This window comes from Ruegeria sp. CDSA020, assembly GCF_059612345.1.
The window spans coordinates 60,101-72,760 of the sequence record NZ_JBXWQK010000002.1; the positions used below are offsets into that span (position 1 = coordinate 60,101).

Consider the following 12,660-nt stretch of genomic DNA (forward strand, 5'->3'; position numbering starts at 1 on the left):
AATCGCATATTTCAATCGCACGATAACGACACCTTATCACCGCAAAGACGTCACCACCGCGCGCAACGCTCCAACCGTTGGCAGTTCCGGATCGCGTGTCAAGGTCGCCAGACAGATAGGTTTGCTGACCACCGGATCGACCAAAGGCAGAACCTTTGTTCCCTTCAGATCCCCCAACGCCCGTACCAACACGCGTGGCACCACTGTGGCCGCCAATCCCTCACGCGCCATAACCATTGAGGCAGTGAACCCGCTGGTTTCCGCGACCACATGAGGATGCAGGCCCTGTTCGGCGAAAATCCGGTCTAATATGCGGCGGTTCTGCATCTGCGGTTCAAGTAGGCTGACCGGAAATTCGGCGACCCGCGCCCAGGGAATTGGCCCCGTTTCGTCTGTCATATGAGACGGGATCAACAGGACATAGGTTTCTTCATACAGCGACTGTACCTGCCGCAAATCGGTGCCGATACTGTCGCCATATGTGATGCCCGCATCCAGACTGCCTTCGTCCAGCCGATGTTGAATGGCCGTAGCCGACATCGTTTCGATCCGAGTGATGATGCGCGGATGCGCCTGCTGCAGACGCTTGATCAACCGGCCCGTAAAGGCGATTGCGGTCGGGATCACGCCCAGTATCAGAGTCCCCGTGATTTCCCCCTTTGCCGCCTGCACCTGCTGTTCCAAGGCCTTGGTGTCGTCCAGAATGCGCCGCGCCCGCTGGACGATCATCTCGCCCTCTTCGGTCAGGCCCTGAAACCGGTTGGCGCGGCGGACGATGGACACGCCCAACCGATCCTCTAGGTTGCGAATACGCATTGAAAACGCAGGCTGGGAAATCCCGCATTCCTCGGCTGCCTTTGCAAAATGCCGGTGCCGCGCCAAAGCGCTGAGCAGTTGCAGGTCGCGGATTTCGATCATGTGGCGGCATCACTCATATCAGGTCGGTGCCGACACTAGCGGAATTCCTTGGGATGAGGAAAGCAGGAGTTAAACCCGGCCCCTCAACTCCGCATTCAACATCATGCGCCAAACGTTGCCACGCAATGTTTGAAGGACCCCGGCGCTTTGGAGGTGTTCCTCTTTTTGTAGCCCGCTACTGGTGATGCTGTTTGATTTTTCTTCGCTCACCTCTGCGAGAATGAAACCACTGCAGGCCTGTTCGAGGCACACCCCCGGTGAGGCATTCCTCGAACAGGCTTTTCACGTCGCAACGTGGGATACATCTTTGTCTGGTGAGTATATGTCCAAGATGTTCCAATGTCCGGTCGTTGGTGTCGGGTTATTGATCATTGGGACATCAAGAACAGTGGGTTTACCGCTGGCTATCGCCGCTTCCAATGCGGGCAACAGCTCGTCAGCAGCGCCCAGCCTGTGCCCCTCTGCGCCGTAGGCCCGTGCAATTTCTGCATAACCCGGTCCGTTGGCCGGCGCTTCGGCCGACCCTGGGAAGGTTGTACCATAGGTCAAACCGTAATGCGCCTTCTGAAGACCTGCGATCGTGCCGAAGGCGTTGTTGTTCATAACCAGCCAGATGATACCCAGATCAAGCTCGACCGCAGTCGCAAGCATCGACGGGTTTTGGCCGAAACCACCATCACCAACCAGGCTGATCACCACACGATCAGGTGCTGCCAGCTTCGCGCCGATCGCGCCCGGAGGGCCAAAACCCATTGTAGCAAAACCACCTGGGGTCAGGATCGAACCGGGTGTCAGGATATCGAATTGTTGTCCGACGCCGTTCTTATTCCATCCGACATCCGTTGTGATGATGGCATCCTCGGGCAGTGCCTTGCGGGTATCTGCCAGAATACGCTCGGGCATCATCGGAAACGCTGATGAGGTGGCCATTTCCACATTGCGTGCTTTGAAGCCCATCCGGAAATCAGCAATCTTTTGTTCAACGGCGGGGCGCTTGAAACCGCCCGGATACATTTTGCGGGCAACCCGGCTGAGGACGCGCAACGCAGCCTTGGCATCCGCAACAACGCCGATCTCGGTTGGATAGTTCCGGCCGATCTCTTGCGGTTCGATGTCGATATGAATGACCTTCGATCCGGGAATATTGAACGTGTAGCCAGGGTACCAACTTGAACAATCAGCCTCTTTGAACCGTGTTCCCACGGCAAAGATGTAGTCCGCGTTCAGGCAAGACTGATTAACCAACTCGGTGCCCCAAAACCCGGTCATTCCCAAAACAAGCGGATGGTCGTCCCGCAGGGCGCCTTTACCCATCAAGGAATGCGCGACGGGCAGTCCCATGTGTTCAACGAACTCGCGCAGTTCCTCGCTGGCCTGTGCCAGTAGGATACCACCTCCTACATATGCGACTGGGTTTTCGGCTTTAGCCAACGCTTCGACAATCTCGCGCGCTGTCTCGTCGTCAATCGACGGTTTCTTGAGCGCGCGCGTGTTGTCGCGGATACGGTCGAAACTGTCCGCGGGGATCACCTCTGAAAAAATGTCCATAGGGACATTGACCAGCACCGGCCCGGGCTGGCCACTTTCGGCCAGATGGAACGCCTTCTCCAGTATCTCAGCCATCAGGTCTGCGCGGTCCACCCGCCAGGCGCGTTTGACAAAGGGGCGATAAATCTCCCACTGGGCAGCGTCCGCGTGCAGGTTAACCTCCTGATGCGGATGCTTGCCATAGTAATGCGTAGGAATGTCACCCGCGATCACGACCATGGGGATACAATCCAACGCCGCATTGGCGACCCCGGTGGCGCAATTAGTTAGTCCCGGGGAGAGATGGGACAACACCACCGAAGCCTTGCCCGTCACGCGCGCGTAAGCGTCCGCCGCGTGGCTGGCGATCTGTTCGTGCCGCACAGTTACGAAATCAATGGGACTTTCCGCCAGCGCGGCCAGAACCGCGATATTCGTGTGCCCGCACAGGCCGAATACGTGCTTGACCTCACGGCGTTCGAAAAAGTCAACGATATGTTCGGCAACGGTTTTGCTTTCCAGTTTCGCTCCGTCCATCACGCGACCTCCTGTCCGTAGAACTCACCGAACAGCTCCGGCTCCGAGGGGCGATCCTCAGGCGTAGGACGACTGACCCAAGTGTAGTTCATCATATGTTTCATGGTGACGTTTTCATTGGTGATGTTCCCGCCCCAGATGCCGCAGCCGAGGCTGCTGGTCATAGGCATGCCATTGGTCCAAGCACCAGCGTTGGCCTTGGACTGAGGCTGTCGAACCATCATGCGGCTGACCGGAGCCAGACGCGCCAACCGGTCGATGTGATCGTCATTATGGCTATAAATCCCGCAGGAATGGCCCTTACCTCCGGTGTTATAGATCTGGCTGACCGTTTCCAGCGCGTCATCGAATGTGTCGAAGTGATATAGCGCCATCAGCGTGGTCAGTTTTTCCTTGGAGAACTTATGCTGCGGCCCGATTTGCCCCTGATTTTCAACCATCAGAAACTTGCGATCTTCTGGGATGTTAAAACCGGCGACTTTGGCCGTTTGCTGAGGCGGACAGGCGATGGTCGGGAACGTACGGTTACCCTTTTCATCCCACATGGCCGCTTCGAGCATGGCCTTCTCTACGCCAGAACAAAGATAACCACCTTCGGCTTCAAGCGCCTTGACCATATCATCGTAAACCGAGCGCTGGATGATAATGTTGCCATCTGCCGAACAACCAGACCCAAAGTCAGACGTCTTTGAAATCCGTGTATTTTGGGCAGCGATATCCAGATCCGCAGTTTCATCAATGACGATAGACGAATTGCCTGCGCCGACACCGTAAGCCGGACGCCCTGAACTATAGGCCGCTTTAACCATCGGCTTCCCACCTGTTGCCAGCGTCAGATCACAAATCTCCATCAGGTGCTGGGTAAGAGGGATCGAAGGTTTGCGGATCGATTGGAACAAGTCTTCCGGGGCTCCTGCTGCTCGACAGGCTGCGCGCATAACCTCGACCATTTCATAGGTCGTGACTGCTGTGCGTGGATGCGGGCTGAAGATGACCGCATTACGGGCGTTAGCGGCGGAAACACCGGTCACCGGTGGTGTCATCGCCGGGTTTGTCATTGGGATCAGGGATGCGATCACACCCGCAGGCTTGGCGTATTTCACCAGGCCTTTTTCCTCATCAACCTCGACGATCCCAGTCGACGGGGTGCGCAGGACATCGCGCAGTACCATGTGTATTTTGAACCGCTTTGCAGGGCGTCCTTCGCGGTCACCAATGCCGCTTTCGTCCACCCCCTGCTGAGCCAATCGCGTAAAGGTTTTTTCGTTCCCCGCGTACCACGCTATGGCCTGAGACAGACGGTCCAGCCTGTCCTGTTCCCAATCCTCGATTTTGGCCATGGCCGCGCGGGCACGTTCCAACATATCAGCCGCCAGTCGGCGGTCGTCTTCAGTGAGCTCTTTGCCCATGATGATCCTCTTGGTGTTTTAGAATTGCTGCATTGGGCATGCGGCGCTGAGATCGCGCCTCACCGAATGTTCGCTTGGCGTGGCTCAGACAGCGACGCGCGTGCTCTTCGTATCCCAACTCGGCCACGCGGCTTTGGTTGGGCAGTTCAATGGAATAGTCGACAGGGGGCATCCGCTCGATGACGCCGGTGAAATCAATCCAACCTTCACCGGGATAAAGCCGCGCATCGCGGGCCAGTTGGATCATGCCCTCACGCGTATCCGCGATGCCTGGTAGACAGTCAGAGATATGCAGAAAGTGAAACAGGTCCGAAGGGACGTGCAGCAGTTCTCCCAGATCCACCCGACTTAGGTGCAGATAAAGCGTATCGACCAGAATACCGCCATTCGGCTGATCGGAGGCGCGGACAATATCCAGCGCCTCGTCCAGTGTACGCAGGCGTGAAAAGCTGGGGAACTCCAGATCGACCGTCAGCCCGTAGGGCGCGGCCAGTTCGCAGGTCTCGGAATAGACGTCAATCAGGAAGTCGCGATCATCACGGGTGTTGGTCCACGCGCTCATGATCATGCGCTTTGCACCAAGCTCTCCGCCTATTTCCAAAGAGGGTTCAAAACTGCGCGGGTCGACATCTTCGGTGATGCGCGCAAGCTCGACATCAAGAACTTTCAAACCCGTAGTAGAAAGAGCGGTTTTGGTGGCCTGCACCTGTGCCCTGTCGATCGGGGATTGAGTAAACTCACCGGGCACATGCATCGGAATGAAACGCGGGCTGACGGCATCGTAACCGGCCCGGGCAGCAATGTAGACTAGCTCGGGCGGCGTGCAGCCGATCAGCGTCAGATGCGCCAAGGAATAGAGAGAGGGGCATGAGCCGGCCTCTTCGGGTTTCACCATGAACGACAGCTCCATACGTCTGCGAATCTAATTTTCATCATACTTAGTAAAAAATATCTGATATTTTTTAAAATATCAACTCTTAGCGACGCGGCTTAAACTGAAACCACCGGACGGGCTCCCGGTCGGGTTTAATCATTTTTTTACAAAAGCTTATATGATGATCCAATCGCTCTGAACTGGCGAGGCCCCACAGAGGCATCGTGAAATCGGACGCGTCTGCGCCGTGATCATCACCGGGATAGGCAAGCCAATCAGCCGGAACCCTGGCGCCATCAAGGCGCGCAGGCTCTGGCGATGCCGTATTGATCGGCCTTGGTGCGGCTTTCTGAAGAATCGAGGCTGCCGCAGATCATGACTTTGGCATTGGGAATTATTGAATGTGGTTTTAGATCGACATCGTTTATACGACCAACGCCAACAGGGCCGGCCCGGAAAGATCTAGATGTCTCACATCTCATCATTCCTGTCTTCGTAGAGGGGTAAGTAATTCGGGGGCATAGGGCCTTTGTTCCGACCGCCCTGGTTCATCTGTTCCCAGGCGTGGGCAAGAATTCCAACCGAACGGGACAAGCAAAACAGCCCCCGCGACAGGGGCGCGGGAAAGCCAAGTTCGCAAAAGATCACGGCTGTCGCGCCATCGATGTTCATCGCAATCGGCCGACCGCCCCGTTGACGACCAAGTTCGGCCTGAACCCCTTCTCCGATGTCTGCAAAGCGACCTGAAACGGTGCCATCATTTGCCGCATTGCGAACGAGCTGCATCAGCCGGGGTGCACGCGGATCGACGGGCTTGTGAAACCGGTGTCCGAAACCTGAAACGATCTTGCCGTAAGTCTCGCGCCAACTGTCCAGACCATTCCGAACAGCATCATTCAGCGATGCCCCGGCATCTATGCGATCGGCGATATCATAATAAAGCTCGGCGCACTGCTCGCCTGCTCCGCCATGTACATCGCCCAGCATATTCACTGCAGTCGCGATCGCATTATTGAGACCTACTCCACAAGTAGCAGCCATACGCGCAGCCGCAATCGAGGGAGCCTGCGGGCCGTGATCCACACCTGCGACCAGAGCGGCCTCAAACAGGCGCGCCTGAGCATCGCCCGGCAGATCGCCTCGCACCATCATCCAGATCATCTGCGGAAAGGATACATTCCCGATCAGGTCCTCTATGGCGTTGCCACGAAATGCGATGTACCCGGGCTTCATATCGATGATGGAGGTGCGCCACCATTGGCGAACGGCGCGCTCATCACTTGTCATGTTTTCATCCAGCGCGCTCATGGCGTTTGCACCTCTTTCGCCGCCTGAGTTTTCCTTTGCGCGGCGAGGCGAATAGGGGCGTTGCGCGCGCCAAAACCTGCATAACCAGCGCGGCGTTCAACGATTTCAAAGAAAAAACCGTTGAAAACGGGACGGCTATAGATCTGAAAATACTCTGCTCCCCCCGCGCGATCATAGAGGATATTGCCCCCATGCAGTTGGGTGATCAGGTCGTCACTCACCCCAAAAGTCGCCTGCAGATCAGCATAATAGTTTTCTGGAATAGTCAGGCTGGGGAAACCAGACTTAAGCAGTTGAGCAGAGGTTTCAAAAATATCATCGGACTGGAAGGCGATATGTTGAACACCTGCCCCAAAGCCTTCTTCAAGGAACGATGCCGCCAGCGTTCGGCGACCGACGGCCCCGTTCAAGTTCAGACGCACTTCGCCTTCGGGGCTTTCGATGGCCTGGCTTTGCACGACGCCCGACGGGTCGGCCACGTTCACGATTGGCGACTTTGCCATGTCGAAGGTCGAGATGTAATACAGCAGCCAGCTTTGCATTTCATCGTGGCGCATTGTCTGTGCCAGATGGTCGATACGGCGCAATCCGGCGGGTTGCATGGCTTTGGTTTTGGCAACCGGTTCGAATTCGATATCCCATACCCGATGCAGATCGGATTTCTCATCGATGAAATGAACGACGTTGCCACCAACACCACGGATTGCAGGGATATCCAGCTCTCCTGTTCCCACCGGCTGTAAGAAATTCGGGGCGCCCAGCGCGGTTGCACGTTGAACCGTCTGATCCGCATCTTTGACACGCAATCCCATATCACAGACCGATGGGCCATGGCCCAGAAACGCCGAATGGGCAAAGCCTTCTTTTTCGGTATTCACAACGATGTTGATCGCGCCTTGCCGCCACAATTCGACAGACTTGGTGACGTGCTTTCGCTCCATTCGAAAACACATTGCTGACAGCAGGTCTGCCAGTTGTGCCCCGCTTGTTTCATCGGCTGCAAACTCTACGAATTCGAAGCCTGACGCATAAACGCGTTCTGGCAGGTTTGGGATGCCGAAATCGGTTCCCGGCTCGGTCCGGAATACCTCATCCAGGAGGTTCACCAGCGACCTGTAGCTGTCTCGGGCAAGTGTTCGGCCGCCGGGTTGAGGAGCTGCTTCGTTGACGCGCGCAATGGACCAATGCCCTTTGTATCCTGCTCTGGCCAGCACGCGCACAAAGCCTGCTAGGTTAAGTGATCCAAGCCCAGGTAGAAGCCCGAAGTGCCTTTTGAGTCTGCGAATATCCATCTCAAGCCGGGGCGCATCGGACAGTTGCACATGGAACAATCGCTCTCCGGGAATGTCCCTAAGGCGGGCGGGTTTGGAACCGTCAGCGAGCGAGAAGAAAGAGTTTAAAGCCAGTCCAAAGTAAGGGCTGTCAATCGCCTCGACGACGCGCAACGCCTGTTCGTCCGAGTGAATGAGATCGGACCACGGCAAACCCATATAAGCCAAGCGAAGCCCCATCCCTTTTGCAATCTCGGTCGCTTCGCTGAGGTCTGAGATCACCTGATCCTCGGTGGCAGCAGGGTCCACTTCGAATGCAGAGCCAATTAGCAGCAGATCCGTTCCCAATTCGCTCATCAGATCGAGTTTGCGCTTCAGCCGATCAAAGGCACGTTCCCGCTCGCTGTCGGCCTGGCCTTCAAGGTTATGGAAGGGTTGCAGCAGACAAATCTTTAGTCCGAGATCTGATGCAATGTCCCGAATTCGCGATGGTGGCCCGTCAAAAGCGGTCAAATCCGGTTCATGCAACTCGACACCGCTAAAGCCCGCATCAGCGATTGCACTTAGTTTTTCGGCCAGATCACCGGGGATCGACGTTGTCGAAACCGAGAGACACATTACCCCTGATACCCAAACATACGCGGCAACCACAGAACCAGATCGGGCATCAGCATCATGATCACCAAGGCGAAAATCAACACCGCCAAGAAGGCCCAAATCTCGGAAATGATTTCACGCAGTGGAATATCCGAAACAGCATTAATTACGAACAGCAGAATCCCGTAGGGCGGCGTGATCAGACCGATCATCGAATTCACGACGACCAGCACACCGAAATGCACCAGATCAATACCAAGCGCTTCGCAAGTCGGGATGAACAAGGGCACAATCACCAGAATGATCGTTGTCGCGTCCAAAACGCACCCCAGGGCAAGGATCAGCAGGTTGACGAGGATCAAGAAGACGATCGGACTGACATCCGAACCTTCCAGCAGCGCCGAGATAGACTGTGGGATTTGCTCCTGAATCACGATGAAGTTCAAAATGAACGCGCCACCAATGACAACTCCAACCGCTGCAGAAGAACGGGCGCTGTCAACGAAGACCTGATAAAGGCCACGGAACGACAAGGCGCGATAGAAGAACCCTGCCAGCAGCAGGGCATAGAGTGCGGCCACGGCCGCGGCCTCGGTCGGTGTCGTGACACCCCCGTAGATGCCATAGAGCAGGATGGCGGGCATTAGCAGCGCAGGAAACGCATTGGCGGTTTTGGCGGGCAATTCGCGCAACGGAACAGGTTCTTCCAAGGCAAAGTTCCGCTTTCCTGCCAGATAATAGTTCATCGCCATGAGGACGACGCCCATTATCAGTCCCGGCAGAATACCGGCCAGAAATAACGAACCGATAGAGGCCTTGGAAACAAGCGCGTACAATACCATCGGGATTGAGGGCGGAATGATAGGGCCGATTGTTGCCGAGGCCGCCGTGATTGCGGCTGCATAGCCTCGGCTATAGCGGCCATCTTTGGTCATCATCTCAATGATGATTTTACCAATTCCCGCCGCATCCGCGACAGCAGAGCCGGACATGCCGGAAAAGATCAGAGATGCCACTACGTTTACGTGTCCGAGGCCACCCTTGAAACGCCCGACCGCCGCAACGCAGAAGTTCAGCAGTCGATCCGTGATCGACCCCGCATTCATGATATTGGCGGCGACAATAAACAAAGGCACGGCAAGCAGGATCGTGCTTTTGTAGAAGCCTTGTAGGATCTTCTCGCCCGCTAGGGCGACATCCAGTCCGGCCGTGCCTAAATACACCAATGAGGCTAAGAGGATGGAATACCCAATAGGTGTCCCAATGCCCGCCAGAAGAAAAAGAGCGAGCAGGCAGGAAAGAAGTTCGATACTCATTTATTTGCTTCCTCGTCGTCTACGACGTCGACACGGGGATGATCGTCAACCACGTTGTACCCAACGACCAGTTCCAACTCTGTTTTTGGAGGGCCATTGCGCAAGACGTCGAAGAATAACCACGCGTATCGCGCTGCTACGACCAGCATGAATACCGCATATATCGAAAACACAGTGCGCAACGGTATCTTCTCGCCCGAGAACGGATTGCGGACAGTCGCTGTCTTGCGGATTTTCATCCAGTCGATGTAGTCCCAGGTCGGCAGGAAGCTATAGAGCATCCCGATCACAATCGCTGCGGCCGCCAGCATTGCAAAGATCTGGCGAACGCGCGTCGGCACCGAAAGATAGATGATGTCGAACTTCACATGATCCCGTTCGCGCACGATAAAGGCGCAGCTGAAGAAGATCACCCAGACCCAAAGAATGCCGATCAATTCTAGCGTCCAACCGGCGGGTGTAAAAAAATACCGCAAGAGAATTTGCAGAAGGAAGATCAGGAAGATTGCCGCCAGCATCCCGCCGGCAATCGCTTCGGTCAGTCGGGAGAACCCCTTGATAAAGGCCTTCATTGCGGTTCTCCCTCTCTTGTCTTGCTGAACTTAGTTGCCCAGAGCGTTAATCCGATCCAGAATCCCCTCGGGCCAAGAGCCAGCGAATTCGCTGTCCAGATACATGGACTGTACCTGATTGCGGAACGCATCGAGATCAGGTTCGTAGATCTCCATCCCTTGCTCTTTCAGGAAGCTGACAAGGTCCTCTTCTTTCTGAAGCTGCTTTTGGCGACCAGATTCCGCGGCTGCGTCTGCGGCTTCCTGAACTTTAGCCTGCTGTTCCGGTGTCAGCCCGTCCCAGACACCCTTGCCAATGGCGATATAGTTAAGGTCCACCAGATGCGACGTCAGAACGATCTGATTGGTCACTTCATAGAACTTGGCGTCAACCACGGTCGGCAGTGGGTTGTCCTGACCGTCAACCGCACCTGTCGACAGAGCGGTGTAAACCTCTGAGAAGGCCATTGGCGTCGGGGCTGCACCCAGAGCCTTGCCTAGAAATTGCCATGCGTCAGTGCCCGGCATCCGAAGATTCACGCCGTCCAAGTCCGCTGGTGTCGTCACGGTCAGTTCATCTTTGGGCTGGCGCAGGTTCACCTGACGTCGGCCCAGATACATAACCGACAGGAGTTTAACACCCAGCTCTTCCTCAGCCTTTTGCTTGAACGCATCCATCAAGGGATCGGTAAAGACAGCCACCTGATGCGCGGCGTCCTGATGGACATAGCCTGCAGTAAAGATCGAAAACTCAGGGAAGAACTGTGCGAGTTCCTGCGCCGAGGTAATCGACATTTCCAGGTTGCCCCGGCTGATGGCGTCAAGTTCGGTGCCCTGTGCAAAGATTGTGCCGTTATAGCTGGGCTCATAATTTGCGAACTCGGCAACCATTGGCGCGAAGACATCTGCCATGGCGACCGAGCGCTGGTCGGTCTCCGATCCTGATGTTGCGAGGCGAAGTTGCACTTTGTCTTCCGCCAGCGCACCACTTGTTGCGCTAAACAGAACACCGGTTGCGACCAGGGCTGATACTGCAGCCCTACGGGTAAGTTTGGTAATCACTTTGCTCCTCCCTGAGACATCATGAAGCTTCTTTTTTGCGATTCAGAGTTTTGACCTATTTTGGACATTTTGCAAGATTTTTTACAAAATATCAGATATTTTATATTACAGATACATTTGCCTTTGGCGTATTTTGCAGGCTTTTTATCCTGACCTTCTCGCCCATTCTGCAGGAATTCTGTATAGCTTCAATGACTTGAAGTGTTCTGAAACCTTCCCATCCGGACACAATCGGATCTGCTTCGTGCCGAGCAACTTCAACAAAGTGCCTGAGTTGATTGACCAGCGGATCAGATGCACCCTTCTTCAACACGGTTGATGAGATTGGCGTCCACCAATCCCGTTGATCACCTTGGTAGTTCCATAGTCGAAGATCAGGTACGGACAACGATCCATAAGAACCACCGATCATGTAGCTACTCTCCGCTGTCGACGGATAGATTGGATATTCCTGAGACGTCATCTCCCAGCTCCACGGGGCGACGATGCTGTCGGACACGCTTATGGTCCCAATCGCTCCGCTTTCAAACGTCAACAGAGCCCCGGCGACATCTTCGTTGTCATAACCGCGTTGCGATGAAGCCGACTGCGCCTGTACCGCCACGACCTCTCCGGCCAGATACCGCAGAAGGTCCACATCATGGACAAGATTGACCGAAATGGGCCCTGCACCGGGTTTCTTTCGCCAGGGCGCGGCATCAAAATATTCGTCGGGCTTATAGAACCAGCAATTCGCGTGGACAGCACGAACATCCCCAATCCTCCCATCAACAATAGCTTCTTTGGCTGACTTGATCAGGGGGTTATGCCGACGATGATGTCCGACCATCAGAGGCACATTGGCCCTCTCCGCTTCCTGGACAAGCTCCAGTGCTGCGGCAGCTTCCACGGCGATCGGTTTTTCGACGAGAACAGGACACCCATGTCGCACACATGTAAGGCCTTGTTCGACATGAAGCGTCGTAGGGGTCGCAAGCACAGCGCCGTCCGGCGTCTGAGTTGCAAACATTTCCTCAAGGGTCTCGTAGCATGCCACCCCGTGCTCAACGGCGTAAGCACGGCCTTCGTCACTGGGATCGACGACCGCAACAAGGTCAACATGGCGCAACGCCCGGATAGCGTCTGCGTGGCGGCGTCCAACAAGGCCAATGCCAACAATGGCAATGCGAAAGTTCTTAGACACTTTTGCTTCCTTCCGGATGGTTCGAAAAATCCCGAAACCGACATTTGCGACTGAGCTGCATTGCTCAATTTGGACATGAAGGTATTGGGGTTTTCGCGATTCCGCAA

General features: G+C 55.4%; 10 protein-coding genes. All 10 read right to left on the minus strand.

Features of this window, described 5'->3' with window-relative positions; genetic code table 11:
* Nucleotides 1–36: 36 nt before the first annotated feature.
* Nucleotides 37–918 carry a LysR family transcriptional regulator gene (locus AC2FJW_RS03280; protein ID WP_142640095.1) on the minus strand — a complete coding sequence of 294 codons (882 nt, stop codon included), beginning with the start codon at nucleotides 916–918 and terminating at the stop codon, nucleotides 37–39.
* A 282-nt stretch (nucleotides 919–1,200) separates the two neighbouring features.
* The gene (locus tag AC2FJW_RS03285; protein WP_496749198.1) at nucleotides 1,201–2,982 is read right to left on the minus strand and encodes a thiamine pyrophosphate-binding protein; all 1,782 of its coding nucleotides are present in this window, start codon (nucleotides 2,980–2,982) and stop codon (nucleotides 1,201–1,203) included.
* A complete protein-coding gene (locus AC2FJW_RS03290) occupies nucleotides 2,982–4,391 on the minus strand; it encodes an aldehyde dehydrogenase family protein (RefSeq protein WP_496749199.1) in 1,410 nt (469 codons plus the stop codon). The genes AC2FJW_RS03285 and AC2FJW_RS03290 overlap by 1 nt, the downstream gene beginning before the upstream one ends.
* A complete protein-coding gene (locus tag AC2FJW_RS03295) occupies nucleotides 4,372–5,301 on the minus strand; it encodes a sugar phosphate isomerase/epimerase family protein (protein WP_496749200.1) in 930 nt (309 codons plus the stop codon). Before AC2FJW_RS03295 ends, AC2FJW_RS03290 begins: the two co-directional genes overlap by 20 nt.
* Before the next feature lie 435 nt (nucleotides 5,302–5,736).
* Entirely contained in the window at nucleotides 5,737–6,573 is an 837-nt protein-coding gene (locus tag AC2FJW_RS03300; RefSeq protein ID WP_496749201.1) for a citryl-CoA lyase, read from the minus strand.
* Nucleotides 6,570–8,462, minus strand: a complete 1,893-nt coding sequence (locus tag AC2FJW_RS03305) for a bifunctional sugar phosphate isomerase/epimerase/4-hydroxyphenylpyruvate dioxygenase family protein (protein ID WP_496749202.1) — start codon at nucleotides 8,460–8,462, stop codon at nucleotides 6,570–6,572. The genes AC2FJW_RS03300 and AC2FJW_RS03305 overlap by 4 nt, the downstream gene beginning before the upstream one ends.
* Complete coding sequence (locus AC2FJW_RS03310) at nucleotides 8,462–9,757, minus strand: TRAP transporter large permease (RefSeq protein WP_496705417.1); 1,296 nt, start codon at nucleotides 9,755–9,757, stop codon at nucleotides 8,462–8,464. Before AC2FJW_RS03310 ends, AC2FJW_RS03305 begins: the two co-directional genes overlap by 1 nt.
* On the minus strand, nucleotides 9,754–10,329 hold the full coding sequence (locus AC2FJW_RS03315; protein WP_496692302.1) for a TRAP transporter small permease: 576 nt from the start codon (nucleotides 10,327–10,329) through the stop codon (nucleotides 9,754–9,756). The genes AC2FJW_RS03310 and AC2FJW_RS03315 overlap by 4 nt, the downstream gene beginning before the upstream one ends.
* 30 nt (nucleotides 10,330–10,359) lie before the next feature.
* Complete coding sequence (gene dctP / locus AC2FJW_RS03320) at nucleotides 10,360–11,370, minus strand: TRAP transporter substrate-binding protein DctP (protein WP_496749203.1); 1,011 nt, start codon at nucleotides 11,368–11,370, stop codon at nucleotides 10,360–10,362.
* A 100-nt stretch (nucleotides 11,371–11,470) separates the two neighbouring features.
* Complete coding sequence (locus AC2FJW_RS03325) at nucleotides 11,471–12,553, minus strand: Gfo/Idh/MocA family protein (RefSeq protein WP_496749204.1); 1,083 nt, start codon at nucleotides 12,551–12,553, stop codon at nucleotides 11,471–11,473.
* Nucleotides 12,554–12,660: the final 107 nt, after the last annotated feature.

Bases quoted from the DNA above. Each gene is read 5' to 3' on its own strand.
- AC2FJW_RS03285 (WP_496749198.1), bottom strand. From the start codon at position 2,982: ATGGACGGAGCGAAACTGGAAAGCAAAACCGTTGCCGAACATATCGTT.
- AC2FJW_RS03300 (WP_496749201.1), bottom strand. From the start codon at position 6,573: ATGAGCGCGCTGGATGAAAACATGACAAGTGATGAGCGCGCCGTTCGC.
- AC2FJW_RS03310 (WP_496705417.1), bottom strand. From the start codon at position 9,757: ATGAGTATCGAACTTCTTTCCTGCCTGCTCGCTCTTTTTCTTCTGGCG.
- AC2FJW_RS03290 (WP_496749199.1), bottom strand. From the start codon at position 4,391: ATGGGCAAAGAGCTCACTGAAGACGACCGCCGACTGGCGGCTGATATG.
- AC2FJW_RS03295 (WP_496749200.1), bottom strand. From the start codon at position 5,301: ATGGAGCTGTCGTTCATGGTGAAACCCGAAGAGGCCGGCTCATGCCCC.
- AC2FJW_RS03315 (WP_496692302.1), bottom strand. From the start codon at position 10,329: ATGAAGGCCTTTATCAAGGGGTTCTCCCGACTGACCGAAGCGATTGCC.
- AC2FJW_RS03305 (WP_496749202.1), bottom strand. From the start codon at position 8,462: ATGTGTCTCTCGGTTTCGACAACGTCGATCCCCGGTGATCTGGCCGAA.
- AC2FJW_RS03280 (WP_142640095.1), bottom strand. From the start codon at position 918: ATGATCGAAATCCGCGACCTGCAACTGCTCAGCGCTTTGGCGCGGCAC.